Origin of the sequence: Thermodesulfobacterium commune DSM 2178 (genome assembly GCF_000734015.1) — a bacterium.
In the GTDB taxonomy this organism is placed as follows: domain Bacteria; phylum Desulfobacterota; class Thermodesulfobacteria; order Thermodesulfobacteriales; family Thermodesulfobacteriaceae; genus Thermodesulfobacterium; species Thermodesulfobacterium commune.
The window spans coordinates 252,558-272,912 of record NZ_CP008796.1 but is presented as its reverse complement, the minus strand read 5'-3'; the positions used below and the strand labels follow the sequence as shown (position 1 = coordinate 272,912).

25 protein-coding genes and 1 tRNA gene are annotated in these 20,355 nt (G+C 36.3%); 4 read left to right on the top strand and 22 right to left on the bottom strand.

The window, feature by feature from the left end; translation table 11 throughout:
* Positions 1 to 4: 4 nt before the first annotated feature.
* The 12 genes from HL41_RS01455 to HL41_RS01400 all read right to left on the bottom strand — a co-directional run bounded on the left by HL41_RS01455 (position 5) and on the right by HL41_RS01400 (position 8,637).
* Positions 5 to 217: a hypothetical protein gene (locus tag HL41_RS01455; RefSeq protein WP_038063523.1), complete on the bottom strand. Its 213-nt coding sequence runs from the start codon at positions 215 to 217 to the stop codon at positions 5 to 7.
* 20 nt (positions 218 to 237) lie between these two features.
* Complete coding sequence (locus HL41_RS01450; protein WP_038063520.1) at positions 238 to 468, bottom strand: hypothetical protein; 231 nt, start codon at positions 466 to 468, stop codon at positions 238 to 240.
* A 99-nt stretch (positions 469 to 567) separates the two neighbouring features.
* Positions 568 to 792 carry a hypothetical protein gene (locus tag HL41_RS09590; protein ID WP_038063517.1) on the bottom strand — a complete coding sequence of 75 codons (225 nt, stop codon included), beginning with the start codon at positions 790 to 792 and terminating at the stop codon, positions 568 to 570.
* A gap of 85 nt (positions 793 to 877) precedes the next feature.
* Complete coding sequence (locus HL41_RS01440; protein WP_038063514.1) at positions 878 to 1,729, bottom strand: HDOD domain-containing protein; 852 nt, start codon at positions 1,727 to 1,729, stop codon at positions 878 to 880.
* The gene (locus HL41_RS01435; RefSeq protein WP_038063511.1) at positions 1,726 to 2,208 is read right to left on the bottom strand and encodes a chemotaxis protein CheD; all 483 of its coding nucleotides are present in this window, start codon (positions 2,206 to 2,208) and stop codon (positions 1,726 to 1,728) included. Before HL41_RS01435 ends, HL41_RS01440 begins: the two co-directional genes overlap by 4 nt.
* 13 nt (positions 2,209 to 2,221) lie before the next feature.
* On the bottom strand, positions 2,222 to 3,526 hold the full coding sequence (locus tag HL41_RS01430; RefSeq protein WP_038063509.1) for a homoserine dehydrogenase: 1,305 nt from the start codon (positions 3,524 to 3,526) through the stop codon (positions 2,222 to 2,224).
* An 18-nt stretch (positions 3,527 to 3,544) separates the two neighbouring features.
* Positions 3,545 to 5,311 (bottom strand): adenosylcobalamin-dependent ribonucleoside-diphosphate reductase, encoded by a 1,767-nt coding sequence (locus tag HL41_RS01425; protein WP_051754419.1) that lies wholly within the window; start codon positions 5,309 to 5,311, stop codon positions 3,545 to 3,547.
* 14 nt (positions 5,312 to 5,325) lie between these two features.
* Positions 5,326 to 7,110 carry a DUF6178 family protein gene (locus HL41_RS01420; protein WP_038063507.1) on the bottom strand — a complete coding sequence of 595 codons (1,785 nt, stop codon included), beginning with the start codon at positions 7,108 to 7,110 and terminating at the stop codon, positions 5,326 to 5,328.
* Complete coding sequence (locus HL41_RS01415) at positions 7,082 to 7,465, bottom strand: YraN family protein (RefSeq protein ID WP_051754418.1); 384 nt, start codon at positions 7,463 to 7,465, stop codon at positions 7,082 to 7,084. Before HL41_RS01415 ends, HL41_RS01420 begins: the two co-directional genes overlap by 29 nt.
* Positions 7,462 to 8,103 carry a ribonuclease HII gene (locus HL41_RS01410; protein ID WP_235181301.1) on the bottom strand — a complete coding sequence of 214 codons (642 nt, stop codon included), beginning with the start codon at positions 8,101 to 8,103 and terminating at the stop codon, positions 7,462 to 7,464. Before HL41_RS01410 ends, HL41_RS01415 begins: the two co-directional genes overlap by 4 nt.
* A gap of 42 nt (positions 8,104 to 8,145) precedes the next feature.
* Entirely contained in the window at positions 8,146 to 8,511 is a 366-nt protein-coding gene (gene rplS / locus HL41_RS01405) for a 50S ribosomal protein L19 (RefSeq protein ID WP_022854530.1), read from the bottom strand.
* A gap of 51 nt (positions 8,512 to 8,562) precedes the next feature.
* Positions 8,563 to 8,637: transfer RNA gene (locus HL41_RS01400), tRNA-His, on the bottom strand.
* Between the two features lie 163 nt (positions 8,638 to 8,800).
* Here HL41_RS01400 and pgsA point away from each other — a divergent pair.
* Positions 8,801 to 9,664, top strand: coding sequence for a CDP-diacylglycerol--glycerol-3-phosphate 3-phosphatidyltransferase (gene pgsA / locus HL41_RS01395; RefSeq protein ID WP_038063505.1), 864 nt, complete (start codon positions 8,801 to 8,803; stop codon positions 9,662 to 9,664).
* Here pgsA and HL41_RS01390 read toward each other — a convergent pair.
* Complete coding sequence (locus HL41_RS01390; RefSeq protein WP_038063503.1) at positions 9,661 to 10,080, bottom strand: hypothetical protein; 420 nt, start codon at positions 10,078 to 10,080, stop codon at positions 9,661 to 9,663. The genes pgsA and HL41_RS01390 overlap by 4 nt on opposite strands.
* A 154-nt stretch (positions 10,081 to 10,234) precedes the next feature.
* Between HL41_RS01390 and HL41_RS01385 the strand changes: the two genes are divergently transcribed.
* Positions 10,235 to 11,500: a class II fructose-bisphosphate aldolase gene (locus HL41_RS01385; protein ID WP_051754417.1), complete on the top strand. Its 1,266-nt coding sequence runs from the start codon at positions 10,235 to 10,237 to the stop codon at positions 11,498 to 11,500.
* Here HL41_RS01385 and dprA read toward each other — a convergent pair.
* From dprA to lhgO, 6 genes are all read right to left on the bottom strand, one after another.
* On the bottom strand, positions 11,490 to 12,545 hold the full coding sequence (dprA, locus tag HL41_RS01380) for a DNA-processing protein DprA (RefSeq protein WP_051754416.1): 1,056 nt from the start codon (positions 12,543 to 12,545) through the stop codon (positions 11,490 to 11,492). The genes HL41_RS01385 and dprA overlap by 11 nt on opposite strands.
* Positions 12,538 to 13,131, bottom strand: a complete 594-nt coding sequence (locus tag HL41_RS01375; protein ID WP_038063496.1) for a hypothetical protein — start codon at positions 13,129 to 13,131, stop codon at positions 12,538 to 12,540. The genes dprA and HL41_RS01375 overlap by 8 nt, the downstream gene beginning before the upstream one ends.
* Positions 13,128 to 13,736 (bottom strand): recombination mediator RecR, encoded by a 609-nt coding sequence (gene recR, locus HL41_RS01370; protein WP_038063494.1) that lies wholly within the window; start codon positions 13,734 to 13,736, stop codon positions 13,128 to 13,130. The genes HL41_RS01375 and recR overlap by 4 nt, the downstream gene beginning before the upstream one ends.
* 5 nt (positions 13,737 to 13,741) lie before the next feature.
* On the bottom strand, positions 13,742 to 14,080 hold the full coding sequence (locus HL41_RS01365; RefSeq protein ID WP_022854537.1) for a YbaB/EbfC family nucleoid-associated protein: 339 nt from the start codon (positions 14,078 to 14,080) through the stop codon (positions 13,742 to 13,744).
* Positions 14,081 to 14,084: 4 nt separating this feature from the next.
* Complete coding sequence (gene dnaX, locus HL41_RS01360) at positions 14,085 to 15,599, bottom strand: DNA polymerase III subunit gamma/tau (protein ID WP_051754415.1); 1,515 nt, start codon at positions 15,597 to 15,599, stop codon at positions 14,085 to 14,087.
* 241 nt (positions 15,600 to 15,840) lie between these two features.
* Entirely contained in the window at positions 15,841 to 17,034 is a 1,194-nt protein-coding gene (gene lhgO / locus HL41_RS01355) for an L-2-hydroxyglutarate oxidase (RefSeq protein WP_038063491.1), read from the bottom strand.
* Between the two features lie 87 nt (positions 17,035 to 17,121).
* Here lhgO and HL41_RS01350 point away from each other — a divergent pair, with 87 nt between their 5' ends.
* On the top strand, positions 17,122 to 18,045 hold the full coding sequence (locus HL41_RS01350) for a TIGR01212 family radical SAM protein (protein WP_038063488.1): 924 nt from the start codon (positions 17,122 to 17,124) through the stop codon (positions 18,043 to 18,045).
* Here HL41_RS01350 and HL41_RS08915 read toward each other — a convergent pair.
* Entirely contained in the window at positions 18,042 to 18,455 is a 414-nt protein-coding gene (locus HL41_RS08915; RefSeq protein WP_051754414.1) for a BON domain-containing protein, read from the bottom strand. The genes HL41_RS01350 and HL41_RS08915 overlap by 4 nt on opposite strands.
* A gap of 13 nt (positions 18,456 to 18,468) precedes the next feature.
* Between HL41_RS08915 and HL41_RS09375 the strand changes: the two genes are divergently transcribed.
* Positions 18,469 to 18,858 (top strand): hypothetical protein, encoded by a 390-nt coding sequence (locus HL41_RS09375; protein WP_038063485.1) that lies wholly within the window; start codon positions 18,469 to 18,471, stop codon positions 18,856 to 18,858.
* Here HL41_RS09375 and HL41_RS01335 read toward each other — a convergent pair.
* On the bottom strand, positions 18,855 to 19,790 hold the full coding sequence (locus HL41_RS01335; RefSeq protein ID WP_038063482.1) for a D-alanine--D-alanine ligase family protein: 936 nt from the start codon (positions 19,788 to 19,790) through the stop codon (positions 18,855 to 18,857). The genes HL41_RS09375 and HL41_RS01335 overlap by 4 nt on opposite strands.
* Complete coding sequence (locus HL41_RS08910) at positions 19,735 to 20,346, bottom strand: HD domain-containing protein (RefSeq protein WP_051754413.1); 612 nt, start codon at positions 20,344 to 20,346, stop codon at positions 19,735 to 19,737. Before HL41_RS08910 ends, HL41_RS01335 begins: the two co-directional genes overlap by 56 nt.
* Positions 20,347 to 20,355 lie beyond the last annotated feature (9 nt).

Genomic DNA, 20,355 nt, shown 5'->3' with positions numbered 1-20,355 from the left:
TAAATTAACACCCTTCTACTTTTTTCTTAGCACCAGCGGGTTTATTAGCCTTTTCGTCTTTCTTAGCTTCTTTCTTTTTAGCCTTCTTTTCTACCTTTTTTTCGGTAGCGGTAGCATTAGCCTTAGCACCATCCTGTTTAGCAGCCTGTTCAGCTGCAAAAACAGGAGAGGCTAAAAGGGCTAAAGCAGCCATCAAACCTAATACTTTTTTAAACATACCTCATCCCTCCTATAAAATTACTTCTTTTCAGCAGGTTTTTCAGCAGGTTTCTCGGCTGGTTTCTCAGCGGGCTGAGCGGGCTGAGCTGGCTGACCAGCGGGCTGAGCTGGCTGAGCTGCAGGCTGAGCTGGAGCCTCTGTCTTAGGTGCTTCAGGCTTTGGTGCCTCTTCCTTCTTCTGCTGACATCCTGCTAATCCAATCACACCAGCTAAAGCCAAACTTAACATGAAAGATACTACCTTCCTCATCTCTCTTACCTCCTTTTTTAATTTTTTAACCCAACAAAAAAGGGAGGGTTTTTAGTTAACCCTCCCTTTAATTACCTATACAAAAAAATACTATTCATTTTACTTCTTTTCAGCAGGTTTCTCAGCTGGTTTCTCAGCTGGCTTCTCAGCTGGTTTTTCAGCTGGCTGAGCTGCTGGCTGAGCTGGCTGAGCTGCAGGCTGAGCTGGAGCCTCTGTCTTAGGTGCTTCAGGCTTTGGTGCCTCTTCCTTCTTCTGCTGACATCCTGCTAATCCAATCACACCAACTAAAGCTAAACTTAACATGAAAGATACTACCTTCCTCATCTCTCTTACCTCCTTCCTTTAATTTTTGATTTGTATAAAGTATTCAACTTTTATTTTTTTTGTCAAGGGGTTTTTTATCTAAATCCTAAAATTCTTTTTTAAAAACTAAACTCTTGTATAAACCTATTTTCATGTATTTTAATAATCTGTCCTGTTTTATATCAAGAAAGCCTAAAAGTTGAGAAGGAACTTTATATTTAAAAACATCTACTCCCCCGCCTATCCCTAACATATTGATTAACATGTTTGAAAGAGCAACTATAGCTGCCACATCACTTTGCAACATAAGGTCAGGGTCATGATGCGCTCTTATGGCAAAACAGATGTTTTCAGGGAATCCCCATCTTTTTAAAAGAGTAGCTCCAACCAAACCATGGTCTACCCCAAGTACTAACCACTCTACTTGAATAAAATCTTGTTTTGGATTTTCTTCAAAGGTTTCAATAAACTTATTTAACTCCAACTTAGTATAAAGATCTAATACAATTTTTCCTATATCATGTAATACTGAAGCTACATAAACTGCGTCTATTTTATTTATTGAAAAGCCTGCGTCTAAAGCTATTTCCTCAGCAATAAAGCCACAACCTAAAGAATGCAACCAAATATCTTCAGAACTTAATCCATAACCTATTAGATTTTTCTCAAAATAGTTTTTAGCTACAGAAGCGACAATAATAAACTTAATCTGGTTAACCCCAAGCAGCATCAAGGCTTTAAACAAGGAGTCTACTTTTTGGGGTAGTCCAAAAGCAGGAGAGTTAACTATCCTCAAAAAATTGGCTACGATACCAGGATCACTTTTGATAACTCTCTCTACCTCTCTTAAGTCTACATCTTCTTTTCGTAAAATCTCTAAGGCCTGCATAGCTACTTTAGGAAAAGTTGGAATTTTATCAACCTTATCAAAAATTTTTTCCAAAACTTGTTCTATCATAGTTTTTCTTCTTTTCCGTCAATTTTTATTTTGACAACCTTTTCTTCTAAATCTACCTCAACTTTTACACCACTGTTAAGCCCTACCCTAAATATTACCTGATCTTCTGGTATCATATATCTTTTAAACATCATCTTTACTATTTTTAGGTTTACCTCTGTAAGGTTTAAAAAATCGGGGTTGTTCTGGTATACACCACCTCCAGCAACCACAATTTTAGCGTTACCCCAGCTTATCCCAGAACGTTCTATTTCTTCTAAAAATAAAGGAATAAGAGATTCTCCAGAAAAAATTGTGACCCCTTCTTCTATTTCTAAATCTAAATCCTTATAAGGCAACACAAAACAACATAAACCACCTTGTGTTTTGGTTTTATCCACCACTCCTATAGCCAAACCACTTCCAAGAAAACCTGTGGTTAAAACCACTGGTTTATCTTTTAAAATTTGATATTGACCCATATCTACTTTCACTTTCATACTCAGTCCTTGTTTAAGTGAGGTCCATGATCCGATATTTTTTGGTAGGAGCGCTAACTACCTCTAAGCTGTCTATTTCTTGTAAAGCCTTTAATACGTTTCTTTCTTTAGCTTCGTGAGTAAGCATCACTATAGGAACCGCCTGTTTTTTCTTTTGTCTTCCAATTTGAACAACCGAAGAAATACTTATGTTATACTTACCTAAAACACCAGAAATTTTAGATAATACCCCTGGTTTATCTACCGCAGAAAAACGAAAATAATACTTAAACTCTACGTCTTCCATAGGCTTTATTTTATATCTTTTTTTATCAAAGGTCAAGGGATACTTTATAAAAGGCTTCTTTTTAAAAAAAGAAAACTCTATGGCTGTGATAAGATCACTTACTACGGCACTAGCAGTAGGTTCTTTACCTGCCCCCAATCCATAAAGTAGAACGTCTCCTACAAAATCTCCTGTAACATAAAAAGCGTTGTAATTTAAACGAATAGAGGCTAATACGTGATTTTCAGGAATAAGGGTAGGATGAACCCTTACTTCTATGTGATTTTTATGTTTGATAGCAAAAGCTAAAAGTTTGATAACATAACCAAAATTTTTGGCAAAATTTAAGTCTATAAGGTCTATGTTTTCTATTCCTTCTACATAAACCTGAGATGCTTTAATAAAACTACCAAAAGCAAGAGAAGCTAAAATAGCTATCTTGTGGGCTGCATCCATACCGTTTATGTCTAAAGTGGGATCAGCCTCTGCGTAACCTTTTTTTTGAGCCTCTCTTAAAGCTTCTTTAAAATCTGTCTTTTCTTCCAACATTTTAGTAAGGATATAATTGGTCGTTCCGTTTACTATTCCCACTATCGATCTTATCTGATTCCCTATAAGTGCTTCTCTAAGAGTTTTTATGATGGGAATACCTCCACCTACCGAGGCCTCAAAACCTAGAAACCTTTGTCTCTTTAAAGCCTCTCCCCAAATTTCGTCTCCGTATTCAGCAAGTATAGCCTTGTTTGCTGTCACTACCTCTTTTCCCTTTTGTAAAGCCTTTAGCACATACTCTTTAGCCGGTGTAATTCCTCCCATCAACTCACACACGATAGATATCTCTGGATCCTCTAATATGTCTTCAAAAGAGGTGGTAAAAATCTCTGGGCTAACCGAAATACTTCTTATCTTCTTTGGGTCCCTTACTAAAATCCGTTTAATCACAGGTACTAATCCTATTCTTTCTTTGATAACCTCGCGATTTTTTTCCAACAACTCATAAACCCCTGTCCCTACCGTTCCAAAACCTAAAAGCCCTATCTTTACCTCCTTCATAAAACCCCCTTTCTTAATCTATCTTAAAGATAGGTCACATACCGAACACCCTAATCCTTCAACCTGGTCTTCCCCTAAATATATCACCTGTTCCTTTTTACAGCCATAACGATAAACGGTAACTCCTTTAAGACCTAACTCATAAGCCTTTAAATAAATAGCCTTTATTTCTTCAACGGTAGTCTCTGGAGATAAATTTATGGTTTTAGAAACGGCATTATGGGTATGCCTTTGGAAAACGGCTTGAACCAAAAGATGATTTTCAGGAGATATTTCATAAGTAGTTACAAAAAGTTTTTTAATTTTTTCTGAAATTTTTACATGTTTTAAGGTGCCTACTTTTTTTACCTGAAATAAAATCTCTTCTACCTCATCGTCTTTATAACCTTCTTTATACAAAAACTCTAAAAACAACGGGTGAAATCCTTTTAAAAGTTTATTCTCTAAAGTCTTTCTTTCGTAATAAATTCCAAAAAGAGGTTCTATCCCTGAAGACACACCAGCTATTAAAGAAATGCTACCTGTAGGAGCGATGGTAGTGGTGGTAGCATTCCTTATAGGTAGATTAAGACTATCCCAGAAGCTACCGTAAAAAGCAGGGAAACACCCCCTTTCTTTAGCTAAATGATGAGAGGCCTTTACAGACTCTTTTTCGATAAATCCCATAACCTTTTCTGCTACCTCTATTGCTCTTTTTTCTCCATAAGAAACCTCTAACTTGATAAGCATATCGGCAAAACCCATCACTCCTAATCCTATCTTCCTGGTAAGCCTTGTAATTTTAGCAATCTGCGGGAGAGGGAACCTGTTAACCTCTATTACGTCGTCTAAAAACCTTACTGCTAACCATATAACCTCTTTTAGTCTTTCCCAATCGATTTTTTTATCTTTAACAAAATTTGCCAAGTTTATAGATCCTAAATTACAAGACTCAAAAGGTAATAAAGGTTGTTCTCCACACGGGTTAGTAGCTTCGATTTCTCCTAAATGTGGGGTTGGGTTATACCGGTTTATGGTATCAAGAAACAAAACTCCAGGATCTCCAGATGCCCAGGCACAATAGGCTATCTTTTCAAAAAGTTCTCGGGCCTTTATATACCTTTCAACTTTCTTATTTCTTGGGTTAACCAGAGGAAAAACGTCTCCCTTTTTTACAGCCTCCATAAAAGAATCAGTTATCCCTACCGAAAGATTAAAATTTTTTAAAGCTTCAGGGTCTTTGCACTTTATTTCTATAAACTCTTCTATGTCAGGGTGGTCTACCCTGAGAATTCCCATGTTAGCGCCTCTTCTTTTCCCCCCCTGCTTGATAGCCTCAGTAGCGGCATCAAACACTTTAATAAAAGAAATAGGTCCACTGGCTATCCCTTGAGTGGTTGCTACTATATCTCCTTTAGGCCTGATTTTTGAAAAAGAAAAACCTGTTCCTCCACCAGATTTATGGATAAGAGCAGCGTGTTTTAGGGTTTCAAAAATAGATTCTAAAGAATCTTCAACAGGAAGGACAAAACAGGCAGAAAGCTGCCCCAAAGGAGTTCCTGCATTCATAAGGGTGGGAGAGTTAGGTAAAAAATCTAAATTAGCCATAAGCTGATAAAATTTTTCCTGATAAAAATCTACTTGAGAGTTACCACCAAAATTAAGCTCTCCTTCTGCCACGGCTTTGGCTACTCTTTGAAAAAGCTCTTCGGGAGTCTCTACTACTTCTCCCTCTTTTTTTAAAAGGTATCTTTCTCTTAGAATCAGCCGAGCTGTTTCAGTTAGATTAACAGGGGTTTTTGTCATAAAACCCAAAATTTTTAATGGTTTAGGTCTACCAGAACCAAAGTTTGATATTTAGGGTCAGGTGGATTTTGCAGGTCGATGTTTTGAAACTCTAAAGATAGTTTGTTCAGAACAAAGTTAAGAAAAGAGTCTAAAAGTTCCTTTTCGTAATACCAATGATTTTTTACATAATTTTCAAAACTTGCAAACAACATCTCTTTTATTTCTGGTTTAAGTTCACAACGATTTTCTTTTTCATAAAAAAGTTCGTTTATAACCTTTTGCCAAGAACTTTTAGGTAAAGCTTTAAATACAAATTCACCTTTATATTTCCAGTAAAAAAGAGAGGTGATGATAAGGCTACTCCAGGTTAAAAAGTTTACATCATAGTTTCTGCCTGGGAGGTTTACCTCTCTAATCCAGGCAAGGGTTGAACCAAACATTCTCTCTATCACAGGAGCCATATATCCGATCTCTTCGATATATCTACGGACGGTATTAACCTCGCTAATTCTTTTGAAAAAGGTATATTCTTCTAAAGTACCTATTTTTTCCGGACAAAAACATTTAATTTGATTGAGATTTTTCACCCAAACCCCTTCTAAGTATCCTTTATATGGTTGGTCAAGATATCTCAAAACCGAGAGGTCAAAATCTTTGCTTTTAACTATAGACAAAGCAAACCTTCTAAGATTTTTAAGTAAGGTTTGGGCTATTCTAAAAAGATCTTCGAGAAAATGTTCTTCTACCAATCGTTTAGCCACCTCCAAATTCCCCTGAGAAAGATATTCTATTCCTAAGTTTAAACTACCCCAGACTTTATCAAGACTTTTTTTAACCTGTTCTATCTCGTCTATCACTACATTATCAACGATAATTACCTTATTAGACAACCAGGCAAGCTCTTTTTTAATCCTATCTATCTGATAGGAATCTTCGATTGTTTCTAAAACTTTAAAAATCATTAAAGGTTCATCTCCGGTATAAACCATGATGTTAACCGGAGAAAACTCCTCTTTCCCTTCAGAAGGAGGAAGATAAACAGGTTCAATTTTCTTTAAACTTTTAGGATGCAACGGAGTATAAACATCTAAAGCCTCAAAATATTCAGGAATTCCTTCGTCAGCTAACCTTCCATTCCTCCATCTATAAGCTCTTTCTTCTACCTCTATCGGTATCTCCCAGATTACAGACTCAAGCAAAGCAAAATAAGTTTCTGGCATTTCTTCTCTTAAAAGTTCTATCATCCTTCTAAAGTAAAACTCTAAAGCTTCGTTTTTAAACTCTATAAAATAAAAATCATCTAACGTAAAATACGGCAAAAAATCCATAGCTTCTATCAGTTCCATATCATCTGGTTTTTTATATACCTTGATAAACTTTTGGAAAATGGCTATTAAAAAATCAAAATCTGCTACCCTCAACCATTCTACAACCTTACCTTCTCCTGCCTGAAAAAGCAATACAATCCAAGAAGCTACCCTTTCTGGTTTGATCCGATCTTTATACCAGCAATCTATGTCGAACATAAACTGAATCTGAGTCCCTTTAGCATAGGAAAGGAGTTCTACCGCTAAGTCAAGAGAAGAAGCTTTTATGGTTAGGAATAACTCTTGATAAGGTAGATTTTTTACCAAACCCTCTGGATAAGGAGAGTTTAGTATAAGTTTAGCTTTAGCTTCCCAAGGGACACTGAGCACTAATTCATATGCTTTATAAAAATCTAAAGCTTGAAGCTTTTTCTCTAATTCTTGGTCTGGACTTTTTAAGATCTCCTCTAACGTGAGACCTTCATAGGTCCTGTTGAAAAGCATCTTCATAATGAAAAACCTCCTTTTCTTTAACTACTACCACATCAAACCTTATATTTTTTATTTTACTTAAACTTTGAGAATTTTTAAACCAAAATTCTTCAGCTACCGCAAGAATTTTTTTCTTTTTTCTTAAATCAACCTTGTCTTCTGCAATAAGTCCTAAGTTTTGAAAATCTGCCTTCACCTCTACAAAAACCAATAAATCTTTTTTAACCGCAATCAAATCTATCTCTCCTTGCTTAGTACGAAAATTCTTACCTATAATCTTAAATCCCTTGGACCTAAGATATTTTTCTGCTAAACTTTCGGCTAAATTTCCTTTTTCTTTTGAGGAAAAAAGGCCGATTAATTTTTTAATCATAAAAAACACTGATAATAAGTTCTATGAACCTCGCAAGGACCATAAATTTTAATCTTACTGAAATGAAGCTTAGTCCCATAACCTTTGTGCTTTTCAAAACCATATTGGGGATAAACCTTGGCAAGCTCTTTCATATAGTTATCCCTTGCCACCTTAGCCAGTATCGAGGCTGCAGCTATACAAACACATAGATTATCACCATCTACTACCGCTTTCTGAACTCCTCGATATTCAGGAATCAACAAAGGTCCGTCTACTAAAACCACCTGAGGTTGAGGATTGAGCCTTTTTAAAGCTTCAAACATAGCCTTAAAGGTAGCTTTGAGGATTCCTTGAGCGTTTATCTCGTCAACGTCTACCTTAGTGATAGCATAGGTTAAAGCATGGGAACAGATGTAGTTAAACAGCTCTTCTCTTTTTTTTGGGGTTAATTTTTTAGAATCTTTTATTTCCTTAGGGTCAAAACCTTCTGGAAGGATCACTGCTGAAGCAAAAACCGGACCTGCAATAGCCCCTCTTCCAGCCTCATCTACCCCAGCTATAAGAGTATATCCACATTCTTTTAGATGACGTTCTAAATCTGAAAAACGAGTTATTAAAGATTTATAAGAAAAGAAAAAACAACCCTTTTTCTTCAACTTTAATTTCTAATACAGGAAGGGGCTTAGCCCCTTCCTGTATTATTCCATAACTTTGTTATCAAACCTTTCTTTGATACGAGCAGCCTTACCAAAACGTTCTCTAAGATAGTAGAGTCTTGCCCTTCTTACCTTACCTCTCCTAACAATTTCTATTTTTTCTATCCTTGGAGAATGTAAAGGGAAAGTTCTTTCCACACCTACCCCAAAGGAAACCTTTCTTACCGTAAAAGTGGCGTTAATTCCAGAGCCCCTTCTCCTAATCACTATCCCTTCAAAAACTTGAATTCTTTCTTTTTCCTCTCCTTCTTTTAACCTAAAATGAACCCTCACTGTATCCCCAGGATTAAACTTAGGAAGATCTTCTTTTAAATAACGTTTTTCTACCTCTCTTACCAAGGGATGCATAAAATAACCTCCTTCTTATTTACCATACCTTTTAGATTTTTAAACATAAAATGGGGAGGCCGACGGGACTCGAACCCGCAACACCCGGGGCCACAGCCCGGTGCTCTACCATTGAGCTACGGCCTCCACCTTAAAGTTAAAGTAATATTATAGTATACCCTATAGAAAATTCAATAGCCTAACCAAAACTTTACCTTAAAATCCAACAAAGTTTTGATGTAAACTATCAGAACTTGTAGTATAATCAAAAATCATAAAAACATAACAAGTATTTAAATACATCAAAACCATGACCAACAGAATAAATCCTAACCTTCTTACCTTGTTAAGGGTGGTATGTTTACCTGTTCCTTGCCTACTTCTTTTTATAAACTCATCGATCGCTAAATTAATGGCCATAAGTTTGTTGTTATTTCTTTCTCTAACCGATTATTTTGACGGCCTCTTAGCCAGAAAATATAACCAAACCTCAAAACTTGGTGCCCTTCTTGACCCGATAGCCGATAAAATCTTTGTAACTACCATCTATCTTATCATGGTAAAACTAGACTATTTCCCTTTTTTACCTGTCTTTTTTCTTCTGCTGAGAGAAATTCTAATCTCTTTTTTAAGAAGTATACTTCCTCAAACCATGAAAGTTAATCTGATAGCTAAATTTAAAACTTTCTTCCAGATGTCCTTAGCTGTAGGGGTAATATTTGCTAAAACCCTCTATCCTGCCCTAAACCCTACCTTAGTAGAAATACTTGTTTGGATAGCAGTACTTCTTTCTTACCTTAGTGGTTTAAAATATATTTTACGTACTATTAATAAGTTAAATTATATTTTTCAAAAACAATTTCAAAATAAACTGCTCTATGAGGTTTTTTGTCCTTTGTTGTTATTGTTATTTTTTCCGTTTACAGAAAACTTTTTCTGGGTGGTACCCTTTCTTATAGGGATGTTATTTTTAAAAGGTGTTAACAAATTAGAGACAGAAAAAAAAGAAAAACGATTTACTTTTTTAGGATTTTCCTTGTTATCTTTAGCGGGAATACTTGAAGTTATCTTTTGGGGAAAGATACAATTTTCAATACTTTTCTTGTTGTTTTATCTAATCTTAAAAGAAGGGATTAAAAGTTTTAACATTATAAAAGAAGCTTTTAAATTCTAATTTTCTGGTTCTTCTTGTTCTTCTTTTTTACCTGGAAATGGGATAACCTTTTCTTCAGGTTCTTTTTTTTCTGGTTTTTTGGGGATTTCTTTTTTTTGGCTGAAAGAAAATGAAGGTTCGGTAAACTTAATAGGAACTGCTTGTTGATAAAGGCTTAAAAGAGTCTTAGGTATCTCAAGGGTATACCAAACTATATGAATCCTCTGTAAAGTAATCGTAGGTATCCCAATTAAATAAGGATAAAGTCCTGTTTTATCAAAGTTAACCAAAGCAGGCCATTCTACCTCAAAAAACTCCTTTTTTTCTAACACAAACTGGATGCTTTCAAAAAGAGGATTATAACAAACGATACCTAAAAAAAGGCCTGTCTGCAGCTGAAAAAGTACAGGTTGTTTACCTACAGGTTGTTCTCTCATATAAATATTTTATTCTCCTTTATGGTTTTTGCAACTTTGATTTTTAGTACAGTGTATGCCTTAATAAACTTTAGGTTGTAAAAATTACTTTTTATGTTTAATTTAAAAGTGAAGATTTAGAAAAATTGGGTCAAGTGTAAAAGAAGGGGGGTTAATGGAAAAAGCTGAAATTTTGGCTCAACTTCAACAAAATCCAGAAACTATAGATCGTTTAGTTTATCAAGCGGTGTTTGAAAAAAGAGGTCTTTTAAATGTATTACATGAAACACTAAATGATTTAGGGTTTCGTGGTTATAGCATTTATCCCTTATATAGGGAATTTTCGAAAAAATTTCTTGGGTTTACCGTTCCTGCGATAAACATTCGAGGGATGACTTATGATATCGCAAGGAGTATCTTTAGAACAGCCAAAAGACTTAAAGCCGGAGCTTTTATCTTTGAGATAGCTAAGTCTGAAATAGGGTATACCAAACAACCTCCGTTAGAGTATGCTACCGTAATTTTAGCCGCTGCTTTTAGAGAAAACTATCGTCTGCCGATCTTTATCCAGGGAGACCATTTTCAACTTAACAGAAAATCCTTCTTTGCAAACCCTGAAAGAGAAAAAGAAAATCTTAAAAACCTGATAAAAGAGGCTATATCAGCCCAGTTCTATAACATAGACATAGATGCTTCAACGTTGGTAGACTTAGAAAAAGAGGATGTGTTTGAACAACAGAGATACAACTATGAAGTAACCGCAGAGTTTTGTGACTTTGTAAGAGAAAACGAACCTAACGGGATTAAAGTAACCTTGGGAGGAGAAATCGGAGAGATAGGAAGTAAAAACAGCACCCCAGAAGAACTAAGAGCCTTTATGAAAGGGTTAAATCAGAGTTTAAAAAAGGGAGAGGGAATCTCTAAGATTAGTGTCCAGACAGGCACCACCCATGGTGGGGTGGTATTACCTGATGGGAAAATAGCTGAAATCAAACTTGATTTCAATACGTTAAGAGAGCTTTCTAAGATAGCCAGAGAAGAGTTTGGGCTTGCAGGAGCCGTCCAGCATGGAGCCTCTACCTTACCTGAAGAATACTTTAGTCTTTTCCCAGAAAACGAATGTGTAGAAGTTCACTTAGCAACCGGCTTCCAAAACCTGCTTTACGATCATCCAGCCCTTCCCTCTGAGTTTAGACAAACAATCTATCAGTATCTTAAAGACAACTTCAAACAGGAATGGAAAGAAGGAATGTCAGAGGCACAGTTTATCTATAAAATCAGAAAAAAAGGGTTTGGTGCCTTTAAAAAAGAGTGGTGGGACCTTGATTTAGGAGTAAAAAAAGCCATCTTAGAAGATATGGAAAAGCTTTTAGAGAAAATCTTTTTACGGTTAAACCTTAAAGATACTGAAAACCTGATAAAAGATTTGTTTAACCTTTAAGTTTTATAAAATTACCTGGTAAAACCTGGACTATTCCTTTAAACTCAAGTTCTGTGATGGCTGACAAAACCTCAGATGCAGGAAGGTCGGTTTGCAAAAGAAGGTCCTCTAAGTGGATAGGATAAGATGAAAGAAAAGATAACACCTCTTTTTCCTCTTTGGTTAGTTTTTCTTGAGTTGCCTCAGCTTGACCAAAATCAAACAGGTTAGGAATTTTATCCTTTTCTTGTACTCCCAAAAATTCTAACAATTCTTCTGGAGAAAAAACTGGTTGAGCCCCTGATTTTATGAGAAAATGGGTACCTTCACTTTGAGGAGAAAAGATACTCCCTGGAACAGCAAACACTTCTTTGCCCTGATTTAAAGCCCATTTAGCGGTGATAAGGGTTCCGCTCCTCTTCCCGGCTTCTACAACCAAAATAGCCTCTGAAAAACCACTTATCAGTCGGTTTCTTGTGGGAAAATTTTCTTTTCTTGGAGAGGTGCCAAAAGGAAACTCTGAGACTACAGCTCCATATCCATCAGAAATTTTATCGAATAAAGGTTTATTTTCAGGAGGGTACACCACATCTAAACCTGAGCCTAATATTGCTATCGTTTTACCCTCAACCTCTAAACACACCTTATGTGCTATCGTATCGATCCCCCGTGCAAGACCAGATACCACGACTACACCTGCCTCTGCAAGCCTTTTAGAAAACTTATAGGCTACCTCTTTTCCATAGTTAGTAGGCCTCCTTGATCCGATTACCCCAACCGAAGGACTTATTTTCTCAAGATTACCCTTTACATAAAGAAAAATAGGAGCATAAGGGATAAGTTTAATTTTTTCTGGGAACTCTTTGTCCTCTCTAAAAAGAATCTTTATTCCTAATTTTTCTGCCTTTTCAAACTCTTTAAGACCTAAAATCTCTATTTCTTTAACTTTGTATTTTTTATAAGATAAAATTTCCTCTAAAGGGATGTTTTCCTCAAAAAATTTTACGGTTTTTAAGACGTTTTTTTCTTTAAGATAAAAACCAAGCCAAAGGATCTTTTTATCCATCCATAAACCTTAAGGTCAAGTTTTGCCTGGAAAGCTTAAAATCTATAAAAGAGGAAAAACTTTCTAAAAACGCTTTAAGGCGTTCTAAAATTTCGAGTTCTAAAGGTTTATCCCAGTTAAACTCAACTGATTTCCCTTTGATGGTAATCACAAGTTTACCTTGTTTTAAGTTCAAAAATAAAAGCTCACCAATCCCACAAAACAAACCTTTTACAAGGTTATTAGGAAGCCTTACCTCGCCCTTTTCTTCTTCTACCACCTCTTTTAAGACGTTATGTTTGAAAACTAAATCTGCTTCCCAAAAACCTAAAGTCTCTTCTAACAAAGCTTTTAAGTCCCTTGGTCCTAATGAAGTATCGTTTATGTCTGCATAGGCTATGTCTAAACGTTGCAAAAGTTTTTTAAGAAGGCTAAAAACCTTTTCCAACCTTACGGTTAATTCTTCTGAGGATAACGCGTCTTTTTTCATCAAAAGTATCTGAAGTTCTAAAAAAGCCCCTTGCAATATTCCTCTGAGATTATGAAAATAACCTTGGGTTAAACTTCCTAAGGCCAAAGTTTTGCAGAAAAAAAGATCTTCTTTCATTGTTCTTTCAAAAGCTCCCTTGCAAGCAGTGCTCTTTTAAGGGTTAAAGGGTCTACAAACTGTAAATCCATACCCATAGGTACACCACAGGCTAACCTGCTAACCTTTATAGGATAGTCTTTCAGCACCTGTAAGATGTAGCTTATGGTGGCTTCTCCCCCTAAGGTTGGAGAAAGAGCAAAAATAACCTCTTCAACTCCTCTTTTTCTTATCAAAGAAAGAAGTTTATCCATTTCTATCTCTTTAGGACCTATTCCATCTTTAGGGGATAGAAGATAGTGTAACACAAAATAATATCCTTTATATATACCTGTATTTTCTATGTGAAAAAGGTTAACCGGATTTTCTACGATACAAAGAGATTTAGCCTCTCGGGTATCATCATTACAGATTTTACATATCTCTTCTTCAGAAAGATTTCTGCAAAACTTACACAATCTTACCTTATAAGGAAGTTCTTTTATTAAATCACCTAAGGTTTCACAGAACTCAGGCTTTGATAACAAGAATAAGGCAATCCGGGTAGCACTTTTTTCCCCTATCCCTGGAATTTTAGAAAGAGATTCTATAAGTCTTCTTAAAGTAAGTGGATAACCAACTGACATAACGTCTAAAATAATCCAGGAAGGTTGAAACCTCCTGGTAACTTCAAGCCACCGGTAATCTTTGCCATTTCTTCTTCTACCATTTCTTTAGCTTTTCTTAAGGCTTCGTTTACTCCGGCTAAAACCAAATCTTCTAACATCTCTTTTTCTTCTGGGTTTAAAAGTTCTTTTTCTATTTCTATAGAAAGGATTTCTTGTTTTCCGTTAGCAGTAACGGTTACCATACCTCCACCTACCTGTACAGTAACCGTCTTTTCTTCAAGTAACTTTTGAGCCTCTTCAAGTTTCTTTTGCATCTTTTGAATTTCTTTCATCATTTGTTGTAATTGGGGTGGTAGCTTCATACCTTTACTCCTGGTTTAAGATTTGAATGTTAGCTATTTTAGCAGAAAAAATAGACAAAACCTCCTTTACTTCAGGCCTTTCTTTTATTTCTTCAACCTTAGGTTGAGATACAGGCTCAACCTCTATGTTTACTGTTTTTTTAAAAAAATCTTTAATCTTTTCTATAAGTTCTTCAAAATGTGGAGAATTTTTTAGTGTTGTTTTAACTCTTAAACGTATATGGGAGGCATCAAAAGAGGGGTCAGGTAAACTTTTGGCAAGACCAAACAAAAGAGGACGTTCCCTTTTAAGTTTTTCTAAAAACTCTTGCCAGGTTTTCTCATCGGAAACCTGAGGCTCTTTTTTTTCTTCAACTTCAGCTACCAAAGGTTCTGAGCTTACCTGACGAAAGGTAAGGTTAGGAAGGCTTTCAAGTTTTTCTATAAGTTTGTTTATCGGAACCAATTTAGCTTGTTCACAAATCCTTACCAAGGCTAACTCAAACTGTAGTTGAGGATAACTACTTCTTCTTAAAACCTCAAGGTCTCGGGTAAGACTTTGTAAAATCAAAAAGATTTCTTCCAACTCATACTCTAAAACCAGTTCCATAAGCTGAGGATTTTGGAACGGCTGAGTTTTTTCATGAGGTAAGGCTTTCATCAAGAAAAGTTCTCTAAAAAATTCAGTAAGTTTTTCCATAAGATAGACTAAGTCAGTGCCTTGTTCATAAATCTTTTGAGCTACTTCTAAGGTTTTTTTAAGATTCTTTTCTAACAATACCCGGGCTAACTCTTCTACCAAAAGGGCTTCATGCCATCCAAAAGCCTGGATGATATCCTCTTTGGTATGACTACCATAGGCCATAGCCTGATCTAAAAGCGATAGAGCATCTCTTAAGCTACCTTGAGCTTCCTTAGCAATAAGCCTTAAGGCATCTTCTTCTATTTGATAGTTCTCTTTTTCACAAATAGACTTGAGATGCTTTATTAACTGAGGAAGGTCTAACTTTCTAAAATCATAACGTTGACATCTTGAAAGTATGGTAGGTAAAAGTTTATTAGGTTCTGTGGTAGCTAAGATAAAATAAACGTGAGAAGGAGGCTCTTCTAAGGACTTAAGCAAGGCATTTGAAGCTTCTTTAGTAAGCATATGGGCTTCGTCAATGATATAGACCTTCGCTTTACCTCTGGTAGGGGCATATTTAAAGTTTTCTATGATTTCACGGATCTGGTCTATACCTCTGTTTGAGGCAGCATCTATCTCTATAACGTCTACAAAAACCCCGCGGTTAATCTCCAAACAATTAGGACACTGATTACAGGGCTCGTAACCGTCAATTAAGTTTAAGCAGTTTAAAGCTTTGGCCACAATCCTTGCTATCGTGGTCTTACCTGTTCCCTTGATACCAGAAAATAAAAGGGCATGAGAAAGTTTCCCAGATTTTATAGCATTAGCTATAGTCTTAACCACATGGATTTGACCGATTACTTCACTAAAAGTCTGAGGTCTATACCTTCTGGCTAAAACCAAATAAGACATGTTTACTATTTTAAAGCTATTTTGAAAGTTTACAACCGAAACCTGAAATCCAGTTCTCTTTTAGTTTTTCGATTTCTTCCTCATATTCTTTTGCAGGCCTCTCTATACCACAGGTAAGACACCTTACCTTAGCCTTAGCTCAGGTGCCCTCTAAAACCGCCTTTCCTCCACAGTACTTACACGTAAGATAATTCTCGCTCTCCTTTGTTTTATAACTTTCTGAAAACCTGTCCATTTTTCTCTAAAAAAATCGAGTTACTACATATTCTGCAAAAGGAAGACAGGCTGTAAAGGCTGGAGAAACGGCATTTAAAATATGAAGGCTATGTTTGTCCCCTTCTATCACAAAATCCTGAACTAATTCCAAAGTATTCTTGTTTAAAAGTTGAGCTCTTATCCCTGGCTTGCCCCATCTGTTAAAACCTTTTTCATCCATTTGATAGACCAACTTTTTAGCCTCCTTTATCAGATAATTCCTGTGATATTTCTTCAACTCATCCCAGGCAAGACTTCTAAACTTAGGATTTTTAAAAAAGAGCAAGCCTAAATAACCTGTAATTTCAACCAACTCAGAAAACCTTAGGTTAGAAAAAATCTGATAGTTTTCTCTCGAAAAACAAGGGGTAGCCGTAGGGCCTATTTTAATGGTACCGTCAACTTTTATCGTAAAATGAACACCTAAAAAGGGATTTTTTAGATTTGGTGTGGGATAGATGTTTCTCGAGATAAACTGAGAATTGCCTGTATATTCCAGATAAAGTCCTTTGAAAGGTAAGATAACGTAGTCTTTACCAAAACCAAAGTCTTTGGCTATCTTATCCGCATAAAGACCGGCTGCGTTGATGATTTTTTCTGCAGAAAAAACAAGGTCTCCTGCTAAAACGGTATTTTCACCAAGTCTTTTTTGATAAGGGGTTTTAAAGAAAAACCTTACTCCTTCTGCCTCTAGGTCTGTTTTAAAAGCATGTAGGATCTCTATCGGGTTTACGGTAGAGGTGGTAGGACTCCAAAGGGCTAACTGAAAGGTTCTTGCGTTAGGTTCGATTTCTTTAAGTTCTTTTTCATCTATCAGATAAACTTCTACTCCGTTAGCCTCACCCCTTCTTTTTAGTTCATAAAGGGTAGGAAGGTCTTCTTCAGATTTAGTTACTACTACCTTTCCACATTTTTTAATACTAAGGCCTTTGGCCTCGCAATAACGAGTAAGTTCTTCGTTACCCTTTTTGGTGAATTTAGCCTTTAGCGAATCTGGATAGTAGTAAAAACCTGCATGAAGCACCCCACTATTTCTTCCACTACTATGAGCCCCCAGTGTCTCTTCTTTTTCTAAGACAATGATTTCTTTTTCTGGAAAACGCGTTTTTAATTTTAAAGCCAAAGCAAGTCCAACGATGCCTGCTCCGATGATAAGAAAATCTGTCTTTATTTTTGGCATAAGCTTAAATTAATTAAGTTTTTTCTTTAGTCAAGGCTTGCGTTTTTTTCAGTTGAAAAAAAACAAAAAAACCCTATTATTTAAACCATGAAAAACTTAGTTCTTTACAGGTCGCTAAACTCCTTTTTAAAAGAAAAATTTGGAGAAAAGGTAAAAAAAATCCCCTTAGATGCTGGGCTTACCTGTCCTAACCGTGATGGGACCAAAGGATATGGAGGATGTATTTACTGTGATGCCAAAGGGTCTGGAACCGGGCTTTATGCCCAAGGTAAAACCCTAGAAGAACAGGTTTTATACTTCTTAAATCTCTATAAACCTAAAGGATTTAATAAGTTTATCGCTTACTTCCAGTCGTTTAGTAATACCTACGCAGACCCTCAAACCCTTAAAAGACTTTATGACGTCTTGTTTTTAGATAGTTCCATCGTAGGGATGGCGATAGGGACTCGCCCTGATTGTGTAAACGAAGAGATAATCAAACTTTTACTTAACTACATAGATTTGGGTTACTATGTATGGGTAGAGCTTGGATTACAAACCATCCATAACGAGACCTTACAAAAAATAAATAGAGGTCATACCTTTGAAGATTTCTTAGAAGCCTATCATCTGTTAAAAAAGTTTGGTATACCGGTGGTGGTACATATCATCTTTGGGTTACCTGGAGAAACCAGAGAAATGATGTTAGAAACAGTAAAAACCCTTGGTAAACTTCAGGTTGACGGAATTAAATTTCACGCCTTATACATACCTAAAGGTTCTCAACTCGAAAATTGGTATCGTCAACAAAAATACACCCTTTTAGAGAAAGAGGAGTACGTTTCTTTGGTAGCAGAAGCTTTAACCTATCTTCCAGAAACAACGGTGATCCATAGACTCTGCTCAGAAACGCGAAAAGAAGATTTGGTTGCACCTCTCTGGGTTGCCCAAAAACACGAGGTAGTATCTCAGATTCAAAAATTTATGCAAACCAACCAGCTTTATCAAGGGAAAAATTTTAACCGTATTTAATGTTTTATCTGCAGGTTGTTTATTATGGTCTTAACCCCTGGTACACTTTTAGCTATAGCTACTGCTTTAGACCTCTGATATTCGTTTTCTACCACCCCGGTAAGGGTTACCACACCGTTTACCGTATCTACATCTATAGAAAAAGCTTTTAGATCTTTATCTTCTATAAGTTTCATTTTGATCTTAGCGGTGATCTTGGCATCATCTATCTGTGTACCGACACTCCTTGGATCAGTAGCCACCTTATATCCTGCCGCAACTCCACCACCCACCAATACCCAACCACATCCTCCAAGGTTTAACCCTAATCCTAAAATCACCAAAGCCAACCCTAATTTTTTAAAAATCATCTGACTAAAGGTTTCTTGATTTTTTCCGATTTTACATCTAAAATAAAAATAACTAAGCATAAGGAGCCTCCTTATGAAAATAGAAAATAAAAACTTAGCTTTTTTTAATTTTACCATAAAACCTGAAAAGGTAGAAGGAGGGGACAGCTCCTTCGCCGAATATCTAAAGGTAGCTCTTTCCGAATTAGAAACACAGGAGTTTTTACAAAAGACCCAAGAAGAGAAAACCCAGATGGCTTTTAACAAAATAGAGCAAACTCTAGAAATCTTAGAAAGTATGGTAAACACCTCTTTATCTTCTTCAAAAGCAGAAACTATAGGAGACTTCTTACTTTCGCAAGCGATGGAGATAGATAAGATTGTCTCCTCTTTACCTGAGTCTTATACCAAAAAATTTATCAAAGACTGGGCCTTTCTCCTTGGGGTAGAAGCCCAGAAAATAAAAAAAGGCTTTTATTCTTAACGCCTTTCTCTTAAGGCTAATTCTAACAGTTTTTGAATTAAACTTTCAAAGGTATAGCCTGCTACTTTAGCAGCAAGAGGTAAAAGGCTTGTTTCTGTCATACCAGGGATGGTATTAGTTTCTAAAACATAAATTTCTTGGTCCTTTATGATCATGTCTGTTCGGCTATAATGTCTTAGTTTGAGGCAGTTGTGTGCTATCAAGCCATAGTTTTGCGCTTTTTTTGTCAGCTCTTCTCCTATAGGTGCGGGGCAAATTTCTTCTGCCAGTCCTGGGGTGTATTTGGTAGTATAATCAAAAGTTTCAGAAGCCTTAGGCACGATTTCGACCACAGGTAAGGGCTTGTCATCTAAGATTCCTACCGTGATTTCTCGCCCTTTCAAATACTCTTCTATCAGTATTTCGTTATCGACAGCATAGGCCTTTTCTAAGGCCTCAGACAAATCTTTTTCCTGTTTAACTATGGTTAAACCGATACTTGAACCTTGCGTTGCGGGTTTTACCACCACAGGATATCCTAACGATTTAGCAAAATCTCTTGCTTTTTCAAAACTTTCTTCCTTGGTAAAAGAGCGTCCTTCTGGAATTTTAAGCCCTGCTAAACGATAGAGTTGTTTGGCTAAACCTTTATGCATGGCAAGGGCGCTCCCCAAAACTCCTGCCCCCTGATAAGGAAGACCTATAGAATCTAAAAAACCCTGCAAGGTTCCATCTTCTCCCCCAGGTCCATGTACTACCAAAAAGGCACAATCAAACTCTTTAGCCCTCTGCATCAAAGCCAAAAGGTCGGTTGCTGGGTCAAAAAACTCCCATCTATGTCCTAAAGTCTCTAAAGCCTTCTTTACTGCTTGGGCTCCTTTAAGAGAAACCTCCCTTTCAGAAGACCTCCCCCCTGCAATTAGAGCAACCCTTAAAACAGACTTCGAACACATCCCTTGCCTCCTTGTCAAGTTTTTCTAAGGTTAAAAGTTGTTCAGGACCAAAACTTAAACCTTTAAAAATCCTATCCTCTATCACATAAGAAAGCTTTTCTAAAAAGTAAATCCTAACCTGAGAAGAAAGGGTTTTACCATATCTTATCTTAAGGTCAGAAAACCTTTCTTTAAGGCAAACTATCTCTTCATGTTTTACCCTTTTGTCTGTATAATAAACGATCTCCTCTTCGGTTATCGGACCTTTTAGGGTACTAAGGTCTAAATATACATGGGATTTTATGATAGAAGCTATTTGAGGATAGCCTAAACTTTTTAAAAACCTATAACCTGCTATAGCATGGTTAGTTCCTTTTAAAATAGCTTCGTATTTTTTGATGTCATGAAGTAAAGCCCCTGCGATCAGTAAAGGGATCTCAAGATTTGCCTTACCTTCTTTTTTTAATCTACATCCTAAAAATACCGAAAGTAAAGCTACCTTTTCAGAATGTCTGATGATATGAGGAGGAACTCCTTCTTTTTTTAAAAGAGAATAACAATCTTTTACCGAAAGCATCGCTTAAAG